The sequence below is a fragment of the uncultured Porphyromonas sp. genome, from assembly GCF_934359325.1.
Taxonomy (GTDB): Bacteria; Bacteroidota; Bacteroidia; order Bacteroidales; family Porphyromonadaceae; genus Porphyromonas_A.
The window spans coordinates 13137-36002 of the sequence record NZ_CAKRLH010000002.1; the positions used below are offsets into that span (position 1 = coordinate 13137).

General features: G+C 53.7%; 15 protein-coding genes. All 15 read right to left on the reverse strand.

Translation table 11 applies throughout. The annotated features are described in order from the left end of the window. Positions 1 to 42 precede the first annotated feature (42 nt). Positions 43 to 3000, reverse strand: coding sequence for a putative LPS assembly protein LptD (locus Q0F21_RS00265; RefSeq protein ID WP_297236338.1), 2958 nt, complete (start codon positions 2998 to 3000; stop codon positions 43 to 45). Between the two features lie 59 nt (positions 3001 to 3059). Beyond that, positions 3060 to 3953 (reverse strand): EamA family transporter, encoded by an 894-nt coding sequence (locus tag Q0F21_RS00270; RefSeq protein WP_297236339.1) that lies wholly within the window; start codon positions 3951 to 3953, stop codon positions 3060 to 3062. A gap of 347 nt (positions 3954 to 4300) precedes the next feature. Then, the gene (locus Q0F21_RS00275; protein ID WP_297236340.1) at positions 4301 to 7099 is read right to left on the reverse strand and encodes a M60 family metallopeptidase; all 2799 of its coding nucleotides are present in this window, start codon (positions 7097 to 7099) and stop codon (positions 4301 to 4303) included. An 82-nt stretch (positions 7100 to 7181) separates the two neighbouring features. Then, the gene (locus tag Q0F21_RS00280; protein WP_297236341.1) at positions 7182 to 8369 is read right to left on the reverse strand and encodes a DUF1735 domain-containing protein; all 1188 of its coding nucleotides are present in this window, start codon (positions 8367 to 8369) and stop codon (positions 7182 to 7184) included. 137 nt (positions 8370 to 8506) lie between these two features. Then, positions 8507 to 10435 carry a RagB/SusD family nutrient uptake outer membrane protein gene (locus tag Q0F21_RS00285; protein ID WP_297236342.1) on the reverse strand — a complete coding sequence of 643 codons (1929 nt, stop codon included), beginning with the start codon at positions 10433 to 10435 and terminating at the stop codon, positions 8507 to 8509. 12 nt (positions 10436 to 10447) lie between these two features. Further along, entirely contained in the window at positions 10448 to 13579 is a 3132-nt protein-coding gene (locus Q0F21_RS00290) for a TonB-dependent receptor (protein ID WP_297236343.1), read from the reverse strand. 661 nt (positions 13580 to 14240) lie between these two features. Then, positions 14241 to 14567 (reverse strand): hypothetical protein, encoded by a 327-nt coding sequence (locus tag Q0F21_RS00295; RefSeq protein WP_297236344.1) that lies wholly within the window; start codon positions 14565 to 14567, stop codon positions 14241 to 14243. Between the two features lie 5 nt (positions 14568 to 14572). Beyond that, positions 14573 to 15691, reverse strand: coding sequence for a DNA replication/repair protein RecF (locus Q0F21_RS00300; protein ID WP_297236345.1), 1119 nt, complete (start codon positions 15689 to 15691; stop codon positions 14573 to 14575). Positions 15692 to 15705: 14 nt separating this feature from the next. Beyond that, the gene (locus Q0F21_RS00305) at positions 15706 to 16689 is read right to left on the reverse strand and encodes a glycosyltransferase (protein WP_297236346.1); all 984 of its coding nucleotides are present in this window, start codon (positions 16687 to 16689) and stop codon (positions 15706 to 15708) included. A gap of 2 nt (positions 16690 to 16691) precedes the next feature. Then, on the reverse strand, positions 16692 to 17069 hold the full coding sequence (gene folB, locus Q0F21_RS00310; protein ID WP_297236347.1) for a dihydroneopterin aldolase: 378 nt from the start codon (positions 17067 to 17069) through the stop codon (positions 16692 to 16694). Continuing rightward, positions 17044 to 18114: a bifunctional 3-deoxy-7-phosphoheptulonate synthase/chorismate mutase type II gene (locus Q0F21_RS00315; protein ID WP_297236348.1), complete on the reverse strand. Its 1071-nt coding sequence runs from the start codon at positions 18112 to 18114 to the stop codon at positions 17044 to 17046. The genes folB and Q0F21_RS00315 overlap by 26 nt, the downstream gene beginning before the upstream one ends. Then, a complete protein-coding gene (locus Q0F21_RS00320) occupies positions 18114 to 19127 on the reverse strand; it encodes a bifunctional oligoribonuclease/PAP phosphatase NrnA (protein ID WP_297236349.1) in 1014 nt (337 codons plus the stop codon). The genes Q0F21_RS00315 and Q0F21_RS00320 overlap by 1 nt, the downstream gene beginning before the upstream one ends. Positions 19128 to 19133: 6 nt before the next feature. After that, positions 19134 to 20405 (reverse strand): DEAD/DEAH box helicase, encoded by a 1272-nt coding sequence (locus tag Q0F21_RS00325; protein WP_297236350.1) that lies wholly within the window; start codon positions 20403 to 20405, stop codon positions 19134 to 19136. Positions 20406 to 20424: 19 nt separating this feature from the next. Then, the gene (locus Q0F21_RS00330) at positions 20425 to 21222 is read right to left on the reverse strand and encodes a hypothetical protein (RefSeq protein ID WP_297236351.1); all 798 of its coding nucleotides are present in this window, start codon (positions 21220 to 21222) and stop codon (positions 20425 to 20427) included. Positions 21223 to 21231: 9 nt separating this feature from the next. After that, on the reverse strand, positions 21232 to 22866 hold a 1635-nt coding region (locus Q0F21_RS00335; protein WP_297236352.1), incomplete at its 5' end, for a putative porin.

The following is a 22866-nucleotide window of genomic DNA, read 5'->3' on the forward strand; positions in this document are numbered from 1 at the left end:
GTGAGGGGGTTGCCTCCCGAACTTAAGCGACGTGGTGTCGGATCAGTAATACCAGGGATTGGTCCGCTGGGGATGGCTGCTCTCCTGATACTTCAGATCCTGGAGGAGAGAGGCATCGACGGCAATGGAGAAGTTGTATGACTTATAGGGCCCTACGGGGATGAAGCTGGCACGCATTGACCAGCAGTGGAGGTCGCGCTGTAGGTTGCACGACATATTTGTGATTTTATTCAGCTGGAAATTGTAATTGGCGGAGAAGTTGAAGTGCCAATTCTTCGTCACACTGAGGTTACCATTGAAGCTGAGATCCTGAGAGAACTTGTAGGTGAACTCGCGGATCTTCGGATCGAAGGGACCCTGACCCATGGTGAGGCTGTAATTGAAGCCCAGATTCCAGTCGATCACATTCTTGCTGTAGCCGTAGGCATCGTACTCGAGGTCGCTCTGTCCGGAGGAGAAGAGGGATCCTCCGCCTCCGCCATCCGGAGAGTTGCCGGATCCTCCTCGTGGGCGCTGCTCGGTACCGGTGGAGTTGTCGGAGTCATCATCTCCCTCCTTCTCGTCCTTACGTCTCAGCCCTACCTTGGCAAGCAGCTCTCTGAGGGTCGTCGGATTTAGGTTGTAGGAGAAGCTTGTGGATGTACCGCGGAACCAGCCGATCCCTTTCCCTGCAGCGATGCGGAGCTTATCGACACGGTAGGGCTCTATCCGTCCGTCATACTCGTAGTAGTCCCAGATGTAGGGGTCAAAGGAGCCACCCAGCCTCAGCGTAAAGTCCTTAGTAAAGCGAAGGGCTATATTGGCCTGGAAGTCACTCCACCGGAAGGAGTCAGCGGCAAAGTTGTAGGAGGTGGAGAAGGAGAGGTTATCGATCAGACTGATCTTCCGAGCCTGGACGCTGTCGTTCTTAGCTGCCAGCTTTGCCTCCACGTTATTGCTCACGGAGAGACTCACGCTACCGCTTTTCCCTCGACCCGGGACGCCGAATAGCTGCCCGTCGTAGGGACTGTACCACCTATCCAGCTGTCGACCATCCCTACTGATGTACTGCAGGTGCTCCCAGTAACCAAACTTTGGGTCGGCGAAGTCGGGCTGGTAATTGAGCGAGATCGAGGGCTCCATGCGGTGGCGGATCATCTCCACATTCTTCCCCGCCCAAGGAACCCAGGACATGGGCTTGAAGAATCCGTAGACGGTCGTCGAGAGAGCCAGAGATGCGCGGAAGTCATACACTCGATTGAAACCATAAGTGGTATCCACGGGGACGATTTTGTCCTTCTCGGGATCGTAGGCTTGGGTCACCCGGGAGCTGTACCATCGCTCATTGTAGCTCACGGATGGTGTGACTTTGAAGTAATTGAAGAGGTCAAAGGAGGCGCTCACCGGGATGGAGTGGTTGACGCCATTACGCCAGTCCTTGATGATATTCTTCTTGAAGAGCTCATTCTCCTTCGTGGTGATCGAATTGCGTAGCTGACCGGAGTAGGAGAGAGAGATCTTCTCGTACCAGCGCTCCTTGCCGACAGGCTTTTTCCGCTTAAATGGGAAGATCCTGCTTGCCGACCAGGAGAGGTTGGGCAGTGTCACCGCCACCGTACTGTCCTGAGAGCGTTGCGTGATGTCGACTGATCCGGTGATGGACCAGGGACTATTGGGGAACCTTCTGGAGAAGCTGATCGAGGAGCTCTTCGTATTCTGACCCATCATCGCCTGATTGTAGAGCGCGTTGAGATCGTTGTGGTTGTAGGACGAGGTGGAGAAATTGACGTTGGCAGAGAAGGTCCTGTAGGGATCCGCCTTAGGGTCTTGCTGGTGAGACCAGGCGATGCGGAAGTCGGTGCTCTCGGAGTAATCGCCCGCGATACGGTCACCGCGCTTCGTCTTGAGATAGGAGGCGTTGACAGATCCGCTGTGCCGGTAACGCCGGCGGTAGGTGGATCGTCCAGTAAGCCCCCACGAGCCCTTGGTGTAGAGATCTCCTGTCAGCTCGAGGTCTACATGGTCATTGAGTGCCAGGTAATATCCGCCGTTGCGTAGGTAAAATCCTCGGTCGCCCTCCTCTCCGTAAGTCGGCATCAGGAGTCCGGATGAGCGCTTGGTGGTGAAGGGGAAGAAGGCGAAGGGCAAGCCTATCGGCAGCGGTACGTCAGCCACGACAAGGTAGACCGGTCCGGAGACCAGATCCTTGGCGGGGCGGACCTTAGCCTCCGTCATGGCGATGTAGTAATGGGGGTGCTCGTGATTCTCGCAGGTGGAGTACTTGCCGTCCTTCATATAGAGGTCAGAGTTCTCCATACGCTTGGTCTTCTGAGCCACCACATAGCCCTCGCCCTGCTTCGTGATCACGTCGGTGATGTAGCCACGCTGCGTCTTCACGTTGTACCGCATCGACTTCGCCTCATACTCGTCCTGACCTGTGGTGATCTTGGCGTAGTGTCGCTCTTTCTTGAGGGAGTCGGGATAGTCGATGTAGGTGGAGAAGATGGTCCCCGAGTCGGTCTTCATCTCCATGAAGTCTCCCGTGATCTTATTGTCTCCGTAATTTATCGTCCCCTCGCCGTACATGCGCACGATATTGCGCTTGGGGTAGATGGCGATGGAGTCGTTGGAGGTGAAGTCCATCGGGGCCTTGAGCTCACTCAGCAGACTGTCCGGTACGACGCTGTCCCTCTGGAGACTGTCGGTCGGGATGGTGTCGCCGGTCTCCTCGCTCTGCTTTTCTCTCAGGATAGAGTCGGCTGGCTCTGTCGTACGGTCGAGGCTGTCCCTCAGTGCCGTTACTGTCTCAAGGGAGTCAGAGGGTATGGAGTCGGTGGCTACCTCAGGGGTCTCCTCCCTCGCCGGGAGGGAGTCTCTCGCTGCCGCCACCTTCGCCACCTCCTCAGGGGTGATGCTCCGTCGGTGGACACCACACCCGGTGACGAGAAGTCCCACGAGGATCGACAGCGTGATCCACGTGCGGTAAGGGTAGGAGAGAAAGTGGTGACCGTTAGCCTTCATGCAGTCCTAATAGTGAGCCTGTCATCTCGTCGGTGACAGCTTCGGGCAAAGGTACTATTTTACTTGCTCTTATCTGTGGTCAGGAGCACCACTGCCACGAGGATCATCAGTATCCCGAGGATGCGGATCGGTGTCAGCACTTCACCGAAGGCGATCACACCTACCATCACTGCCGTCATAGGCTCCAGCGCCCCCATCACTGCGGTCGGGGTGGAGCCGATGAGGTCTATCGCCTTGACGAGCGTGATATTGGAGACCGTCGTGGAGAGGATGCCCAGCAGGATCAGATTGGTCCAGTCCATGGTGGTGCTGGGCAGTACCATCTTGTCGTCCACGACGCAGTAGAGGGAGAGGAAGATCGTGGTGATCAGGAGGATGTAGAAGGTCAGCGCCTCATGGCTCAGCGTCCGGGCTGCGCTCTTATTGACCATAATGATATAGACCGCATAGAGGAATCCACTTGTGATCACCAGAGCAGGTCCCTCGGGATTGATGGGCTCGGAGGAGGTGACCCCGCTGACGAGAGAGACCCCGGCCACGGCTGCCATGATTGCCATCATGCCTCTCTTGCTGAGCCGGACGTGGAAGATCAGCAGCATAAGGAGGGCGACGAATATAGGATATGTGAAGTGGAGTACCGTGGCCATACCGGAGGAGATAAACTCGTATCCGGTGAGGAGCAGGTGTGCCGTGGCAAAGTAGAGGAAGCTGAGGAGAAGTAGCCAGACGAACTGCTGTCTCGTGCTGCGGAGGGATGACTTACGGACCAAAACGTATATGCTCATCGCCAAGGTGGCAAAGAGGAAGCGGTACATAAGGACCGTAGAGGTGGGCATCCCGTCTGCGAGGAGTGGGACGCTGAAGAGAGGGATGAGTCCGAATGTAAATGCTGAGAGAAGGGCAGCTGTGTAGCCCTCTGCTGTCTGGTGTCTTTTTTGTGCGATCTCTGCCATTCAATATTCTTTATTTGGTCGCAAAGATAGCTCATTTCCCATATCTTATCTTCGGGGAAGAAGCATTAGCGTCCACTACACAAGGCATCGGACTTATTGTCAATACAAGCGGGTTACGTAGTATCTGGGACACTAGGCTGACTATCAGTAGGTAGTGATCCTCTAATTCTATTGCCGGTATTAGTCTTGACTATTATCGGTATTAGGTATCACTATTACCGACTATAGATTTGACTAATACCGAAACCGGTCGGATGGCATCGCCGACCTGGTATGAAAGGAGTGTCACCCTCGGTGATGGATCCACCGAGGGTGACACTCCTCTGTACAATATAGTGGGAAGAACGTTACTTTGCAGTTAGTGCCGTTCTTGTCCCGTCGACTGCTATGGCGCGTACTGTCAGCGTACTAGTCGCTGATCCGGCTTCCGTAGGTAGGTCAAAAGTGGGATCCGGCGACAGGGTAATAACCCGCCCGTCCATCACAGCCTCGTAGGCAACAGCATTCGTTGTGCCGGTGACGGTGATTTTCAGCCCGTTTCGACCATAAGTACCAGGAACGACCGGCTTCGGGTGGCGATAGAGGTCGATATTCTTGTCCGTGATGTACTGAAGTGCCTCCTTCGGCTTTGGGAGTCCCATAGAGACGATCTTTGCACGGTACTCGTTTGCTAAAGATAAGGTAAGGTTAATATTCTTCTTGCCATAATCTTCTACCACTCCTTTGTACGGCGTATAGAAGGACCACGCCTCAAAGAAGTCAGTTAGGTCGTACCCCGAAATCTCACTTGCGAGACGTGTGAATTCCAGTAGACACTTTTCGTCTGTTGGCGGATTGGGATTCTTCCTCACCTTTTCGTAAAGATCAGGATAGAAGTCCTTCTGTCCCTTTACTTCCGTAAAGTAGAGGTAAAGCTGCCAGAGTGGTACCAGTTTCTCGAAGACGGTGTCGTAAATCCCACCTGCACGGATGTAAGGGGGACGAGTCCAGCCGGACTTGAGACCGGAGAGGTCAATATGATATGTATTGTATCCGGAGAGGTAGCGGTTCTCACTTGAGAGCCGACTCGTGTTCCCAAACTTCACATTTACATAATTGGCGTGGACGTTATTGGTCACTTCTGTCATCCCTGCCCACATAAATCCGGGGCGGGTCTGGTAGTTGTGTCCCGTCTCGTGTGCCGGTCCCCAGGGTTGCTTCCGGAATGTTTCCTTGTCGCACATGACCTTGAGGACATTCTCATCACTGACGTTATAGGCGGTACGGTACCACGTCGCATACATATAGCTACCATACATGGCGTGGAAGTAGGAGCGATTGACACGCGGTAAGTCGTACTTCTTTAGTCCCATAAGGTCAGTCTCGAGAGTAACAAGCTCGTCGTACTGGGCGATAAGCTCAGGACCATCCTCACCGGCGTACTTACGGAAGCCCTCTGTGGGGAAAGTGAGGTGCGCCTCCTTCCCGAGGACATCAAAGTACTTATACTTCGCACCGGCTAAGAGTCTCTTCCAGTCTTCCTTGGAGTGCTTTTCACTGTCGAAGTAGCCGTTAACGCTTCCTGTGGCAAAGTGAATGCGTATCTTAGGCGCAGTCTTGTAGGAGGGCGTGTGATAGAGAACGTAGATGAGACCACTATTGGATGGGATGATCTTATTGACACCCTCGGAGAGTGGGTAGGTAGAGGAGCCTTCGTTGTAGCCGTCGCCACCAGGACGATCAAGGTTTTGCACCTTAATGCTCAGCCCTGAGTGACCCGAGGTCTTCCCTACGAGGACGATCAGCTCCTTCCCCGCCTCCGCTACGATACCGGTGGCATTGTCAAGTAGGTTTTGGGGATTGGTCTTGCTCTTCTTGATCCAGTCATTGGGATGAGGCCAGGCACGGTAGTCCTGGATACGGAACTCTGACGGATACTTCCCATTGTAGAGGAAGGGTGCTATCTCCCGGTAGAGTGGGTTAGAGATCGCCCGGATCTGTTCCTCCGTTACGCCTGGTCGAAGCGCAGACGCAGTGCCGTCGGTAAAGATGTTTGTCGGGACAGCATTATCCTTATTGCGACGATAAAACTCCATCTCGGCACACGACGCAAAGCCCTGTCCGTCTCCGGAACCACTTTTGACGACAAAGCGGAAGGCTGTTACCCCTTCGAGAGCCGGTGAGAAGTCCACTTTCTTGGGCTCTCCTGTGCCCTTGAAGTCATAGTCTCCTAGTTTCTTAAAGTCCCCATCGGACTTTTTCACCCAAAGTTCCACCTCCTTGAAGTGACCGTTGCTCCCCGTCTGTCGAGGATGGTAGACGAGATAATCTACCGTCTCCGCTCCGGCGAACTGATACTCCAGCGTGATGGGAAAGTAAGAGGTCGAGCTATTGTCCCACTTGGAGTGGTAGATCGTCCCCATGTCGCCATCGAAGGACTTCTCGATCTCTCCTCCGTCTTGGTAGGATGATGCTGATCCGGAGGCGACGGTGATCTTCTCATCTGATCCTATGGCAGAGCCGCCCGCGCCGGAGTAGTCGGTCGGTGCCGTCTGTGTGATGACGACTTCGCGGATGATCTCCGGAGACACATCCTTTGATCGAAATGCAAGTGTTGCAGAGCGCTCTGCCATTGTTGCATTCGCAGCTATCGAGAGGATTATTTGATGAGGTTTCTTGGATTGATCCTTTGACGTGATAGTGATCCATGGTGTCTCCCCGAGATCAGGGAGTAGATAGTCGACATTAGCTTGTATCGAGAGAGAGAGACTCTGCGCATCTGCCGTGACCCTACTGATCTCCGGTGAGACAAGGATGGAGGGCTCCAGCCCCTCTTGACGCACGGAAATGGTTGCGGAGGCTCCCTCTCCGGAGATAATGACTCTTCCTGAGCGGGGAACCTTGTCTGTATTAGCTGTGACGCTGATGGTTATGGAGCCACGTCCGACACGAGCGGATAGCCAAGACTCACTTGCCTTGGCGGTGAGAGTGGAGACGTTGGTCTTTACTCCGACATCCTTCGTGCCAAGCTCTGCAGAGAAGAGTATCTCACTACTCTCTCCGATATCGATATAGGCCGCTTCTTGCGACGGGTCTCGCTTACAGCCACACAGTACCAGTATCAGTAGTGATAGGCTGAGGAGAGTGATCTTGTGTGAATTGTTCATACGGATTCTTGTTTTATAAAAAGAAGCCATCGACAAAAAACTAGTTTTGCCAATGGCTTCCAATAGGTCATAGCCTCATTGCTTACTTTCCATAGAGGTAAAGCTCTGCCATATTGAAGAATGTGGGAGCCGTTCCACCATTAGTCTTCATTACCACCAGTCGGATTTTGCTGAAGGGTTTTGTGGAGACAATCGTCTTAGAGGAGTAGATCGACCCCGGACCGGTAGGCATGCCACCCGTGAGAGTCTCCAACTCCTCCCAAGAGTCAGTGAGACCGAGTACTTTGATCTCCTGAGCCTTACCATTGGCATTAGCTCGGTTCTGGAACTTAAAGGCCATCCTCTTGATCGGCTCCTTAAGGGCAATCTCAATGTAGTGAGGCTCGCTTACCCCTACAGACCAAGCACTGTGGAAGTATGTCGCAGGGTCGCCGTCAATGAGATCCTTGATAGGACCCTCGGACGGCTCCTGGGCATTGGTTGAGAGCATATCCACCGTGAGTGGAATCTGGTTGTATCCCTCAGCGGTGAGGATAAAGGGCTTTTCAGGGAGTTTCATCCCGGGGATCGTCGTCCCTGTCAGTCGGAGAGGCAGGACGTTCCGATTGCCGACAAGTAGGTCGGAGGAGGGCTTTAGTACAACCTTCACAGGCTCGCTAACTCGCGATCCTTTCTTGAAGGTCACCTTCCCCTCTCCGCTCATCTCATACTCGGATGTAGGGATCAGCACCGCACCCTCAGGGATTGCAGACTCGTCTATCTCCATCGTGGCATCGAAGTCCCACGGACTAACGAATGGTAGACTGAGACGCAGCTCATACTCTGTCTTGCCGGCAGAGACATCGAGTGTCTTCGCACTCTCATCGTAGCCGAGGATCGGCACTAGTACGCTAGGCTTAAGCAAGACAACGTTGCGCTCGGCATTGACAGAGTCCTTCTGACTCACTAAGACTATCGGGAGGGCGAAGCTCTTCCCGGGGTTGTCCTGAAGAAGGGCTTGGATGACTGTCGTCTTAAGGGTCACCTTTCGTGTGGCGTATCCGGTATTACCATCGAAGGCAACGACTGGCTGATCAATGGTGTAAGCTGTTGATGGGAGCGCCTCGTACCGTTTACCGGTTCGGGCGGCGTATTGCTCCAGCTCTGCAGCACTCATTACGCTCAGCTCTGCCGTAGCGAGACTTGTTGGATCAGCACCGCCCTTTAGGATTGTGAGATCAAAGACCCCATCCTCTCCTGTGGTGTAGAGGTCCGCTTTGATTTCACCCACCTGTTTGAAGGATAGGATTGTATCGAAATCATCGGGAATCAAGTGGTCGTACTTCTGACAGCTGGTAAGACAAAGAGACACCATGCCCGTCAGAGCAAGTATTCTTATTATATTCTTCATATTATAGTGTCAAATAATTAGTAACCAGGTGCCTGGACCATGTTGTGTCCATTCTTATAGACCTCGTTCTTGAAGATAGGCCTTAGGTACATCCTCGATGTCCATACGTAGGGCTGATTGATCAGCACGACCTTATTGTAGTCTTCGAAGGAGGGATTCTCCTTCTCCTGTGCGTTCAGTCCGGTACGCTTGCCCTCAGCCATCGTCTCGGGAGCAATCATCCATCTGCGAATGTCATAGTAGCGATGCCCCTCGCCCCACAGCTCGATGAAGCGCTCGTTGCGTACCCAGTCGGTCATCGACAGGGGGTTATTAATATCCGCAGAGGTGAGATCGGGTACGCCGGCTCGCTCACGGATGACGTTGAGATGGGCAATCGCCTTGTCGTTCTGCCCCAGTGCCGCCTCACACTCTGCGAGGTTGAGATAGAGCTCGGCGAGTCGAATCAGGGGACGAGGCTTGGACTGGTTATTGAGCCACGAACCACTCCTATTGATTGAGAGCTTCGGGACGATGAACTTTTGGCTCATAAAGCCCGTGACATTGTTGTCACGAGGGGTCTTGTTGAGATTCATACCATGTGTCTCTCGGTCACGCAGTCTGAGCTTGATCGGCTTGCCGTCCATAAGACTATTGGAGAAATCTCCTCCATCGAAGGCAAGCCAGGCATAAAAGCGAGGCTCACGACCTACATTGAATTTCACGATATCCTCTCTGCCACGAAGACCGGCAGACTCAAACCACTGGTTTTCCGGAGTGAATTCGGGATCCTCTGCAGGACGCTTCCCGGAAGCTGTATAGAAGTAGCTCGCTGTAGTGCTGAGCAGAGGCGATACACCACTATACCCACCAAAGTCGGATCCGTTATTAAGCTTCATGAAGGCATGTGGCATGGAGCCGATGACCATGTCGCCGTTGTTGGGGTGTGGGAAAATGATCTCCTTATTACCATCACCGACTCGTGTTGTAACGAGATAACGCATAAGCATAACGCGCTTCTGGAACTCCTTCCCCTCCGGAGTGCTTGTGTCAAGTCCCGGAATATAGGGTAGGGCAATACGCTCGCGCTCGTAGAGCTCGAGGTCGTCATAGAGAGCAAATCCATGAGAGAGCGCGTGATTAAGCGCATCCTCACACGCTGTGCGAGCACGCTCCCACTTCTTCGGGTCATAGCTGTGGGATACCAGCTCGGTCCCGTAGCCGGGGGTCTCGAAGTTGGTATTCCGCCACTCGGGATAGGGGAAAGATCCGTTCCAGAGGGGAGAAGCGGCATAGACGAGTAGGCGAGCCTTAAGAGCCTTAGCCATGGTCGAAGTGGCTCGTCCCCATTTCTCCTGATCTCGATCGGCGGGCAGTGTCTCAGCAGCCTTGTCAAGCTTGTCAACTATATAGTCAACCACGAAGTCAAAGTGTGATCGTCCGGGGAAGTCCGTAGACGGAGCATTCATAGGCACAAAGCCGTCAAGAATAGGACATGGGCCATACATCACCAAGGTCTGATAGTGATAGTAAGCAAGAAGAAAGTCTGTCTCAGCCCTAAATTCCGCTTTCTGCTCCTCTGTTACATCCTGCGCTTCATTCAGCTTGTCGAGGAAGAGGTAGCACTGACCTGCAAATTGGTAAAGACTGCCCCATGACCAGCCTCCACTCAAGCTCGTTGGTGTCTGATTGTTGTAGACAATGCCGTGGTGTCCCTCATTCCAGAGCGGTGGGAGAGCCCACTCATCAGCACCTGACTCGACTCCGGAGTAGGTCATCGGCATCCTAATCCCCGCATAGCAGGAGTAGAGGAAGCCCAGAGTGGTCTCGTAGTCCTTTGTGGCATCTCCCAGTCCGGGTTGCTCGGGCGGTACCACGTCAAGGTAACCACATGAGCTGAGAAGTAGCAGACCTCCGGTAAGGGTGGCAAGGACTCGTTTCTCTATGATGTTAAGTATATTTTTCATGTTGTAGCTATTTTAGAAGGTGAGCTGCACGCCCATGTTGAAGACTCGCTGCAGGGGATAGGTGTTCCATGAGAGCTCCGGATCCCACTGCTTGAAGGCACTAAAGACGGCGAGGTTATTACCGCTTAGGTAGACTCTTCCTCGAGAGAAGGAGTACCCGATCTCCGCTTGCTTGAGACGAAGGAAGCTCCCGTTGCGCATCCAATAGGTACTTGGCTGACTGTTATTGGCGGTCTCTGATGTCTGGATGCCGAGCCGAGGATACTTTGCATCTGGATTTGGAGCATCAGGTTGCCAGCGGTTGTCAGCAATAAACTGGAACACATTGTTATCATACTGCCCAAAGGGTGCCATCAATCCGGTCATAATAGTCCTCTTAGCTGAGCCGTTGAAGAAGACACCGAAGTCGAACTTATGCCACTGGACACTGGCACCGAAGCCATACTGAATGCGAGGGACCCGACCGTACTCGGAGATCATAACCTTGTCATCATCGTTTACGATCCCATCGCCGGTCACATCTCTGTACTTGATATCACCGGGTAGTGGCGTACTACCAAATGTTTGCTCCGGACTATGATCGATCTCCTCCTGCGACTCAAAGAGTCCGTCTGCAATGTATCCCATGGTGTAGCTCAGAGGGAAGCCGGTGCGAGACTGCCACGGATACTGGTAGACGGGGTCGTCTACGTCGACGTACTTATTCTGCGTGTAGGTGAAGTTACCACGGAGCTCTACGGTGAGGTCGTCGGTGATCCGCTTATTATAGTTGGCACTCAGCTCAAATCCCCAGTTATCCACCTTACCCTTGTTGGACCAAGGCTTCGCCTCATGGAAGCCAAGGCTCTGTGGCCATGCCTCACGCTTGAGGAGGATGTCGTATCGACGATCGTAGAAGTACTCTGCCGTCAGACTGAGACTTGAGAATAGCTCTGCATCGATGGCGACGTTGAATTTCTTCACCTTCTCCCATACGGCACCGGATACGGCATAGTTGTGGACGAACGGTCCACGAAGGGTGTAGTCAAGATTCACACCAGTGGTATAGCCCATGTCCTTGTGTGCCAGTGTCACGATATCCTCGTAGAGGAAGTGAGGCGCTCCGGCGCCCAGTCCTGTCTCATCGCTACCGATAAGTCCATAGGATGTCCTAAGCTTGAGGTAGGAGACAACGTCAGAGATCGGCTGCATAAAGTCCTCTCCGCTCATCACCCATCCGAGGGAGACTGCAGGGAAGAACTCAAAGCGAGCTCCCTTGGGTAGACGCTCCGTGCCCGTGTAACCGAAGTTCACTTCGGCTAAATAGCGGTGATCGTAGTCGTAGGTGAAGCGACCGGAGATACCCTGGTTGCGGTGTGGGAGGACAGCACTCTTGTACTCGCGCTGTGTATAGAGGAGCATGGCACCTACATAATTCACCCCAAAGCTGCGATTGTAATCCAATGTCCCCTGGAGGAAGAATGTCTGATCCCCATTCTTTGAGATGTCTGACTGGGCGATGTAGTCGGTACCGGAGGAACCAAGACGCTGGAGTGTGTAGATGTTCTTATCCTGATCGTACTGATCTACCCCATATAAGTATGGCTCAATAGACCGATTAAAACTATTTTGAGACCAGTTCTTAAAGTTGACCAACAGAGTTGCACTTAGTCCCTTGGTGATGAAGTCAAAGTCCTGCTTTGCCTTCAGGGAGACATTGATCGTATTCTCTCGCATTTCCCTGAAGGAGTTGAGCATCGTGGCATAGATATTCTCCTTGTAGGAGTTTCCCGTTAGTACTGAGCTACCAAAGCGGATATGCTTGTCTCCCTCCATGGCGGGGAAGGTAGTCGGGAAGTTGATCGGGTTGGAGGTCTGGATCTTGGCAAAGAGATCACCCGGGGTGTAATTGCCGCCCTGGAATTGTCTGATCTGGGCATTCATCCTCAAGTCCACCCGAGTGGATGGGGTGAGCTTGTAGGTGATGTTATTCTGGAAGTTGTAGCTCCAGTTATCGATGTTATTGTCCCAGGAGTGTACTTTCTTTGTGTTCAGGATACCTGTATCATGGTTTCCCTGCACGCTCATGTAATAGGTTGCCTTGGATCCTCCGCCTTGTATGTTAAGGTTCGCTCGCTGGTTGGTGGTGAATTTACGGAAGATCACCTCGTTCCAGTTCACGTCCGGATACACGTAGGGGTTGACTCCAGAGCGTGTCGCTTCGATGCGCTCCTTAGAGAAGCGGATGGCAGATCCGGGGTGGCGCGACTCCTGCGCTTCGTTGTAGAGCTCCATCCATGTGGCTCCGTCAACGAATTGAGGAAATCCTGTCGGGATGTTAAACGCATTCTCTACTGTTACGTTGACGCGGGTACGCTCATTGGCATTACCGCTTTTTGTCCGGATGATCATCACACCATTGGCACCACGAGATCCGTAGATGGCGGTGGCAGAGGCGTCCTTGAGGATCGAAAACTGATCAATCGTCTCAGGGGGTATGTTATTGAGGTCAGCAGCACTGATCTCCACGTCATCAAGCATGATGAGTGGAGTCGCTCTACCGCCGAATGTACTGATCCCTCGGATGTAAAATTCCGAGGTAGAGCCAGGTGCGCCACTCGTTGTCATGGCAACGACTCCGGGCATCTGTCCGGCAAGCGCATTGGTAAGAGAGGAGGTGGGCATCTTGAGAGACTGACCCTTGATGGAGGTGATAGCGCCGGTGACGCTGACCTTCTTCTGTGTGCCGGCTCCCACGACCACGACCTCTGCCAGATCGGTGCCCTCGGGTTTCATCTCCACATTGATCACACCGAGGTCTCCTACCTGGATCTCTTGAGCGGCGTAGCCAATGAAGGAGAAGACTAGCGTCTGTGAGCTATTCTTCACCTCGATGGTATAGTTACCGTCGTTGTCAGTGATCGTTCCTTGGGAAGTCCCCTTGACTTGAATTCGGACGCCAAGGAGCATCTCTTTCGTTTCAGCATCTATCACCTTTCCGGTGATCTTTCGCGATTCTTGGGCAACGCTCGTCAGCGTTGTAGGCTTAGCTCCATCGCCGGCAAATGCCGACCACGATGCTGCCATCACGCAGAGTACCATCGTGCATCCCTTGATGAGGACGGATGGTGAGGCGATGTGCCGCTTTAGTTTTTGACTTCTCATCCGATACGAATTAAAGTGATTTATATACTGTATATAAAAAGTTCCTAAGGTGTGATCTCTCCCATCCCCGATATTCTGTAGGTGATATTCAAGGTAAGAAAAACAGTGTTGTCAAGTGGCTGAGGAAAGAAATAATCTATATTCTGTCTCTTGATTACTTTGCAATATTAAGAATAAATGATTGTATAGACAACTTTTTGATATGAAAATGCTCATTTTATTTGTGGTATACTATTTTACTTCTGACTATTAGTCACTGTTACTGTAAATTTAGCTGTCTAATAAACTAGTGTTTTTGTCATGCGGAGTAAACGATTCTGTTGTTTTAGGATAAAAGTCTTCGTGGTGAACCTGTTTATCTTCGTTTTTGAACTAGAATCGATGGCTGTTAGTCCCCTTTTGAATGGTATGCAGCAAGTATTTTTAACGCAATAATCGGGTGTAAGGTGTGTCAATGGCATTAGGAGCACCCTCAGAATCAGCGCGCAATCTTTTATCGGTATTAGAGAAATCTTTTACCGGTATTAGTCGACACTAATATCGGTAATAGAATTACTCCGGAGGGATGGGGGCTGCTCTATCCTCCCCTGAGCCTTGCTTGTCTTGCCCGTAGCAAATAGCTTCGAATTGAGTAACAGAGACTTGTATGGAAGGCCTCTCGTTACTGTCGGCTGCTGTCCTGGAGTACTATCGAGAGGGTGTCGAGCTTGTACCGATCCATCAGCGGTCGGAGGTGCTGCTCTATCGTGGGGCGCTCGCGGCGGAGGAGATTAAGTGCTACACTGGAGGAGCAGTGGATGACTACGGTGGACTTGCTCTCGTCAAAGGTAAAGACCGGTCGGATCCGCCGGAGCCTGATCCCCGGCAGCGACTGCCACTGCTCGAGGAATGCTCGATGGCGCTCAAGGTCGGTAAAGAGAGAGGGCTTATCCCCCTCTCTCATCTCCTGCAGTATCTTGCCCAGTGTCTCTGACCTGTAGATGCGCATGGCTCTCAGAGTACGGTAGAGTCGCCATTCTCCACCCGGACGATGGTATACTCTGTGTCCGGTAGCTGGGCGATGATCTGATCCAGGTATTTCCTATTGGTATCGGTCATAAAGATCTGCCCAAAGTCCTCCCCCGCCACGAGGTGGACGATCCTATCAACACGCTCCTCGTCAAGCTTGTCGAAGACATCGTCCAGTAGCAGGATCGGGCTGTTGTCGGGGTAGAGTGTGGAGAGGATCTTGAATTGTGCAAACTTGAGCGCGATCATATAGCTCTTGCATTGACCCTGGGAGCCGATCTTCCGGATCAGCGTCTCCTCCAGGAGCATCTCTAGGTCGTCCTTGTGGGGGCCGACCGTGGTATAGCCCATGTAGAGATCTGCCTGTCGGGTCGACTGCCAAGCCTCCATAAAGTCCTCAGCTAAGGGCAGGTGATCTGTCGCGAGTGAGGGCTGATACCGGATGTCCACCATATCCCTTGACTCCGTGATGTAGCTGTAGTAGGAGAGGAAGATAGGCTTCATCCGCTCAGTCCACTCGGCTCTGTGCCTGACGATTGCCTCTGCCTCACCCGCCATTTGGTGGTCCAGGATACTGAGGGTAGGGAGGTCGAGGAAGCCTTTATTCTTTAGGAGTGCATTACGCTGCCCGAGGAGCTTGTCGTAGTGCATCACTGATGTGAGGTAGGGATTAGACTCCTGGGAGATGAGCTGGTTCATAAACTTTCGTCGCTCCACACTGCCGCCTCGTATCAGGTCTATGTCGGAAGGTGCGATCATCACGACCGGCAGCTGCCCTATGTGATCGGTGATGCGGTCGTATCGCTTCCGGTTTCGCTTGATCACCTTGGGCTTCTCCGTGGTGATACCGATATTGATCGACACCTCGTCCTCTCCTACCTGATAGCCCCCTTGGAGGATAGCGTAGGTCTCGCCCTTCCGGATCACCATCTGGTCAGGCACGTGGAGGTGCGACTTGGTGAAGGAGAGGTAGTAGATGCTGTCCATGAGGTTTGTCTTCCCCATGCCGTTATTGCCGATGATGCAATTGAGCTTGTCGGAGAAGGTCAGGTCGCAGCTCTCGATATTCTTGAAGTTGGTGAGCGAAAGGTGTTTCAGGATCATATCGTGAAGTGCTATTACTGACGGATCAGTGTATTACGGAGACGAAGGAGCAGCTCGAGACCCTTCAGTCCGGTGAGTCGCCAAGCTCGGTTAGCGAGTCGCACCTTTGGGCTTCGATCGTACCTCAGAAGGTACTGGTGCTTCCGCATCCAGGGCTCTATGCTCTGCCTTTCCTCCTTAGTGAGTACATCCATATGGCTGAGCAGGATGCAGTACTCTGTGGCATAGAAGGAGAGGAGTGCGTCTCTCATCCCCGGTGAGGGCTGGCTGTCAGCGAGCTGAAGCCCGTCCTCGATGATGAAGACGAGGTCGTGGAAGCGTCTCGGGGAGTACTCCCTTGTGATGGAACCGTCCACCTCCTGCCGGTAGCCATAGAGGTAGTCGTGGAGGAAAAGACAGCCCTCTGTATGACAGAGAAGGCGCATAAACCACGGGATGTCCTCTGAGGTGATCCCCGGGATGAAGGATAGCTCACTCTTGATGAGGAAGTCTCGGCGGAGAATCTTGATGCAGGCACTCATAGGGGTATCTCCTGTGCTGAGGATCCGCCGCAGTGCCTCCTCGCCACTGACTACCTCCGGGACGTAGTTGCCGAAGTCCGTCCAGCGACTCTGCCTTTCCTTAGAGAAATAGTAGACCCAATTGAACCCGATAAAGTCGCACTCCGGATGGCGATTCATAGCGTCGAGGAGTGTGGTGAGTGTATCTTGCCTCAGCCAAAAGTCATCGCTGTCTAAGAAGAGGACAAACTCGCCCTGAGCCCTTGTCAGCCCATTATTCCGCGCAACGCTCAGCCCTTGATTGGGCTGATGCAGCACCTCTATACGAGGGTCGGTCGCCGCATATTGGTCACAGATCGTCCCACTGCCATCGGTGGAGCCATCGTTGACGAGGATGGCGTGCCAGTCAGTGAAGTCCTGATGCACGACACTCCTGATGCACTCCTCGAGAAATCGAGAAGTATTGTACACCGGGATGACAATGGAGACGCGAGACATCGTCAGAAGGTCGCTTCGGCAGAGAAGGTAGCGCCATCCCCACGGAAACCCTTGATCGGGGGCTGGACCTTGGTGATCGAGACGGAGGCCCGATTGATTGAGAGTGGCGCAGTCTCCAGCTCCTGCAGGATCCTATAGGCCACATGCTCTAAGAGGTCAGAGGGACGCTCCTCTATCATCACACGTCGTACTAGATCGTAGAGATCAGCGTAGCTGATCGTCTCTCCCACGTTGTCACTCATCATGGCGGAGTGCTCTGTAGGCCAGACAGAGAGGGAGACGCTGTAGGTATTACCTGCTACTTTTTCCCTCTCCTCCACACCATGGCCGGCACGAAAGAGGAGGTTGGTGAGGTCAATCCTTGTCTGAGTGATTTTCATTCTTTCGTTGCTTGATCTGATCGGTGAGTGAGTAGTCGTGGATGATGCGGAAGAGATCCTCCACCAGGTCAGGCGAGATCCCGTAGAGCTCGGCCTGACGCCTGTGGTGATGGATCATGCTCTCGAGCCGAGCGGACTGCAGTGTGGGGAGGTGGTGGTTTTCCTTCCACGTGCCGATCTCTGTGGTCAGCTCGGATCTCATGGAGAGTAGATGGATGAGGTCACTGTCGACCTTGTCTACCTGCTCTCTGTAAGCAGCGAGGGCGCAGTCGCCATAAGTGGACTCCCCCTGAAGGAGAGTGATTATCTCCTCCGGGTTGATCTGCTGAGCTGCGTCTGTCAGTGCCGTCTCCGGGTGGTAGTGACTCTCGATGAAGAGTCCATCGTAGTCTCTACGCAGCGCCTCTTCGACAATCTCTCTCAGCAGACGACGGTCTCCGGTGATGTGACTCGGGTCACAGAGGATCGGGAGCTCCGGATTGTGAGACTTAAAGCGATCTACCGCCTCCCACAAGGGATCGTTACGGAGGAGACCACCCGCCACAGTGGTGAATCCTCTCAGGATCAGTCCTATCCTCCTCAGATGATGGAGTTGTAGTCGCTCGACTGCCCCTTGCCACAGCTGGAAATCAGGTGCTATGGGATTCTTGACAAGTACGGTCAGATCACTGCCATCGAGGACCTTTGCTATCTCCTCCACCACGAAGGGGGATCCGGTAGTGCGGGCACCGAGCCAGACGAAGTCACACTTATGCCTAAGTGCTATCCGTGCATGCTCCGGTAGGCAAACCTCAGTCCCCACTTTGAGTCCCAGCTCGTCAGCGGCCTCGCACATCCAGCGTAGACCGATCTCCCCAACACCCTCGAAGGCACCCGGTCGTGTCCGAGGCTTCCAGGCACCTGCACGAACCATCCCGATCCCGCACTCCTTTAGTCGGCGCATGGTCTCATAGATCTGCTCCTGAGACTCAATGCTGCAGGGTCCGGCGATGATCGGGAGATCGCCATTAGGCAGTGTCTCCCCGGGGAAGAGTGAAGAGAGCATCAAGGATGGAGTATTCGTACTGCTGTCTCGACTAACTTATAAGTATTGGATAGGGTGTCGCAGACTTCAGCCCCTGCCGCATTGGTATGCCCACCGCCGTTGAAGAACTTAGAGGCAAATTCGTTTACGGCAAAGCTCCCCTTGCTCCGCATGGAGATCTTGGTGTACTTCGGCATCTCATGGATCAAGATCGAGAACTCGATCTCCTTAGCTGCAAGGGGATCGTTCACAAGCCCCTCCACGTCCCCGGTCTGGTAATTATACTTTCCCTTATCAGCCATACTCAGGGTGATGATCGCAGTCTTGTACTGAGGGAAAATGGTGAGCTTATCAGCCATCAAGTGCGCTGTAAGACGCAGCTTATCGATGGTAAAGCTCCTGTTGATTGCATCGTAAACGGCATCCTTCCGCACCCCCAGCTCGAGCAGCTCAGAGATGACCTGATAGATCTCGGGATCCTCAGAGTTGTAGGCAAAGTTCCCTGTGTCAGTCATCATACCGGTGTATATGGCAGTGGCTGCCTCCGTGGACAGCTGGTCTCTCCATCCCATCGCACGGATCAGCTCATAGACGATCAGGCAGGTGGAGGATCTGTCGGGATAGGAGAAAGAGAGGTCTGCAAAGTCGGAGGGGTAGGGATGATGATCGATGAGAAGCTTAAGCGCATCAGACTCTTCCAGCGGGGCGGTCAGTTGCTCAACCCGCTTCGTCTCATTGAAGTCAAGGCAAAAGAGTCCCTCCGCCTCACGTATCGCCTGGAGCGCCTCCTCGGGTTTGTCCTTAGCAATCAGTGCCTCCGATGCTCCGGGAAGGAAGGCAAAGCTATCCGAGTAAGCCGTCGGGTAGACCACCGTGGCCGAGTGGCCTAAGGTCCGAAGTAGTGAAGCAAGGCCGAGTGTGGACCCTACAGCGTCGCCATCCGGTGAGACGTGTCCCAAGAGTGTGATACGGCGTGGTACGGAGAGGAAGTCCTGCAGCTTGGCAAGGTCTTCTTTAGCAAAGTCTATCTTCATATCGTCTTATCTCTTTGATCGGTTACCGGGTCTTCTGCCACCTCGACCACGAGGGGATCCACCTCGTCTGCCGGAGCGACTTCGTCCTCTATCCCCTGAGGAGCGGGGCTTACCGGGCTTAAAGTCTGCCGGAAAGTCCGGTCGCTTGAGCTTGTAGCCGAGGAACTTCTCTATTCTGGCAAATGAGTCCTTATCCCACGGGGAGACAAAGGTGACCGCTGAGCCTCCCAAGTTGTCTCCGCGCGATGTGCGACCAATGCGGTGGACATAGTCCTCCGGGTCGGATGGCACGTCGAAGTTGATGATCAGCTCAATATTATCGATGTCGATGCCGCGCGAGAGGATGTCGGTAGCCACGATGACACTGGCATGACCGTTCCGGAAGCGGTGCATCACCTCATTGCGCTCCTCCTGGCTCAGATCGGAGTGCATCTGCTCGACTGAGTGCCCCTGCATACGCAGCATGCGAGCCGCCTCCTTGACCCGCTTCTTCGCTGCGAGGAAGACGATGCACCTCTCAGGTCGCCGCTCATTGAGTAGGGATACCAGTAGCGACAGCTTGTCGTCATCGGACACCATAAAAGCGGACTGGCTAATGCTCTCCGGTGGACGTGAGATGGCGATATTGACCTCCTTTGGTCGACGCATAATCTTGCGGGCAAAGGTTCGGATCTGCTCCGGCATGGTGGCAGAGAACATCACGGTCTGTACGCCTTTCTTGGGCAAGAGGGACTGGATCTTAAGGATATCCTCCGAGAAGCCCATATCCAGCATCCGGTCTGCCTCATCCAGGATGAAGAAGCTCACCTGTGAGAGGTCGACTGAGTTCATATCTATATGGGACAGCAGGCGCCCCGGGGTGGCAACGATGATGTCTGCTCCCCTGGCAAGTGCTCTGCGTTGCTGCTCATACTCTATGCCGTCGGTCCCTCCGTAGATCGGCTGAGCATTCACCTTCACGTAGTAAGCAAAGCCGTCGATCTGCCGGTCGATCTGCTGCGCCAGCTCTCTCGTCGGCGCCATAATGACGCAGTTGACGTGATCCTTGGGGTAATCCCCGTAGGCTAGTTCGCTCAGGATCGGGAGGAGGTAGGCAGCAGTCTTGCCCGTACCGGTCTGGGCGCAAGCGATGATGTCCTCACCGTCCATAATCAGGGGGATCGTCGCTGCCTGTACCGGAGAGGGCTTGCCATAGTTCATCGTCTCCACCGCATCCTCGACATCGGGGTGGAGTCCAAAGTCATAAAAGGAGTCAATCTGTGACTCTTGCTTGGTCATATTTCTGTCTTACGTACTATTATTCTGTCGTATCTGTCTTGCTGATCCTCTGATTGAGGGTGTCTCTTAGGCTTTCTGCATCGGACCTGAGGAGCCATACCTGAGGCGCCTCGAGCGATATGTCGGTATTCACTCGGATCTGCGGGAAGCGCTCGGCCATCTCCTTGGCGAGGTTATGCTTGACTACGGCGAAGTCGATCCTCCCCTTCACCATCTCCAGTATCATCTCCAGAGGCGGCAGGCCGCTCTCGCTCGGGTGGATTGCCGTATAGGATATGTCGTGAAGGTTCTGGAGGATGAGCCGTGCTTCCTTATCCTCGGCAGAGTAGTAGACCTCTACCGGACTGGGACCACTCAGCACATCGCCCCAGGAGAGACTATCCTGCCGGCTCATCAGTGCATAGTGAGAGCTGCTGATGGGGATAGTCCTGAGGAGGTCAGAGCTTTCCTGGAGGTCGGTAGAGGCTTGCTGTGTCGCGAGTATATCAACCCTCTTCTCCCTCAGCAGATCTGTCCCGAGGCTCTTCTCTGACACCGGCACCCATATATAGCTGATCCCGGTCAGCAGCCTGTCTGCTACTGCAGGTAGGCTCCCGGAGATCTCTCCCTCGTCATCGATCTCAAAGAGTCCCGGCTCCATCACCACCGCTATCCGTAGCGGATGAAGACTGTCCCCCGTAGGGACTTGCACCTGCTGATCGATCGGGCCAAGAGTGTCCTGACGAGAACCGCCGGGGCGAAGGAGTATGACAAGGAGCACTCCGAGGATCACCACTAGCCCCACAATCACGGCCATATAGGATCTACTGACCTTCATACTTAGGCATCAATTCTTCAGGTCCACGACCACTCCAAACTGTACCTGAGAGGGGTAGGTTGGGTAGTAGGGCATAGTGAAGTGGTTAGGCTTAAATATCTGCGAGCCGACATTGTAGTATCTCACGAAGACGCGTGCTCGCTTGAGATGAAAATTGGCATACGCTGTCATCATAGGAGCTTCCCCACCGATAAGGACCTTATCCTGAGGGGTAAACATCTGTGTAGTCGGCTCATAGTAGGGCGCCATATACTTGCTGTGCCACTTGGCATCCACACCCACCTGTAGCGTCATCACCTTGGCGATTAGTCCGCTGAAGTAGAGATTGGCATATGCAGCAAACTCCGGCATCGGGATCACGTAGCTGTCGCTGCTGCTCTGCCAGACGAAGGAGGTCTCGAGATTGACAAACTTCCACCGCAGTGCTTGGTCGAAGCCGGCGCTGATCACTCGTACGTTACCCTCATGCTGGATCGGCTGATAGGACACCGAGTCAACCTGGTAGGGCTGCTGGATCGTCTCAGCTCGTACAAAGAGATGGGACTCTGTCGCAGGGATAGTGAGGTCAGCTCCGAGCCTCAGCCGCTGAGTGTTCTTCAGATCCCTGTCCCAGGCATGGAATGTGCTCTTGAAGTGCTCCAAAAAGTAGGGCGGCACCGTATTGAGGAATATCCCATTCCCACTCAGGATCACGTCCCGCTTGAGGAGCTTCATCCTCAGATCCACGTTACCCCTCACATCGATCTCACCGGCGCGATAGCCCTCGATGCCCACATGTCCTTGCACATACCACTTCAGATGCTTAAAGGAGTCGCTCTTGATCCTCCCGCCGACGAGGGTGGAGTGGAGCTTGGACCCCTGCTCTTCGTAAGGGAGGTCCAGTCGCTCAGCATCCTCCGGCAGGATGAGTGGCTGCTTATTGAACTGGTAGTCGAAGGAGGCAAAAGCGCTGAGGCCCATCTTCGCCCACTTGTGGAAGCCCTCCATCAGCTCTACGCCCACGGTATTGGATATGGAAGTACTGCTGAAGCGGTCGTATGGATAGTACTTCATCCCCTCCTGCTTGGGGATGTGCCTCTCCTTGAAGCGCTCCAGCAGAGCAGGGTCTTGAGATACAAATTCGTGACCGCCGCGCTCGATCGTCAGGTCATGGAAAATCGATGTGACAGGGATAAAGACCTTCTTCACTACTTCGTCTTTCTCCTCCTCATCGTCCTGGTCTCCATCGGTCTTCTGTGGTACGCTTCTCCTCAGTTTCTTCTCCTCCTTAGGCACCTCTGTTGGTGCTGCCAGAGAGTCCGGTAGTGCTGCCACTTCCGGAGCTGCCGGGAGCGAGTCCTGCTTCGCCACCTCGTCCTTCAGAGGAGTCTTCGGGGCTTCGATCAGCTTGCCGTCCTTGTCGTACTCGCGGTAGCGTCCGAGGCGGTACCTGTGGTGAAGCCGTCCGCGACCATAGGAGGCGGAGTTCCATGTAGACTTATATCGGGTTGGGATGTCGCGAGGTAGTAGCGTGCGTCGTCCGCCGGCGATCTCCTCCACATTGGAGATATACCTCATGTCGGTGATGCCGCCATTCTCCTGATTGATGACGTTGGTATTCCCCACCTCGGCAAAGAGCTCATACCGCCCCTTGGTGTAGGAGCC

Excerpts from the sequence above, each read along its gene's own strand:
- Q0F21_RS00265 (WP_297236338.1), bottom strand. The coding sequence starts at position 3,000 with ATGAAGGCTAACGGTCACCACTTTCTCTCCTACCCTTACCGCACGTGG.
- Q0F21_RS00270 (WP_297236339.1), bottom strand. The coding sequence starts at position 3,953 with ATGGCAGAGATCGCACAAAAAAGACACCAGACAGCAGAGGGCTACACA.
- Q0F21_RS00275 (WP_297236340.1), bottom strand. The coding sequence starts at position 7,099 with ATGAACAATTCACACAAGATCACTCTCCTCAGCCTATCACTACTGATA.
- Q0F21_RS00285 (WP_297236342.1), bottom strand. The coding sequence starts at position 10,435 with ATGAAAAATATACTTAACATCATAGAGAAACGAGTCCTTGCCACCCTT.
- Q0F21_RS00290 (WP_297236343.1), bottom strand. The coding sequence starts at position 13,579 with ATGAGAAGTCAAAAACTAAAGCGGCACATCGCCTCACCATCCGTCCTC.
- Q0F21_RS00295 (WP_297236344.1), bottom strand. The coding sequence starts at position 14,567 with ATGCGCATCTACAGGTCAGAGACACTGGGCAAGATACTGCAGGAGATG.
- Q0F21_RS00300 (WP_297236345.1), bottom strand. The coding sequence starts at position 15,691 with ATGATCCTGAAACACCTTTCGCTCACCAACTTCAAGAATATCGAGAGC.
- Q0F21_RS00305 (WP_297236346.1), bottom strand. The coding sequence starts at position 16,689 with ATGTCTCGCGTCTCCATTGTCATCCCGGTGTACAATACTTCTCGATTT.
- folB (WP_297236347.1), bottom strand. The coding sequence starts at position 17,069 with ATGAAAATCACTCAGACAAGGATTGACCTCACCAACCTCCTCTTTCGT.
- Q0F21_RS00315 (WP_297236348.1), bottom strand. The coding sequence starts at position 18,114 with ATGCTCTCTTCACTCTTCCCCGGGGAGACACTGCCTAATGGCGATCTC.
- Q0F21_RS00320 (WP_297236349.1), bottom strand. The coding sequence starts at position 19,127 with ATGAAGATAGACTTTGCTAAAGAAGACCTTGCCAAGCTGCAGGACTTC.
- Q0F21_RS00325 (WP_297236350.1), bottom strand. The coding sequence starts at position 20,405 with ATGACCAAGCAAGAGTCACAGATTGACTCCTTTTATGACTTTGGACTC.
- Q0F21_RS00330 (WP_297236351.1), bottom strand. The coding sequence starts at position 21,222 with ATGAAGGTCAGTAGATCCTATATGGCCGTGATTGTGGGGCTAGTGGTG.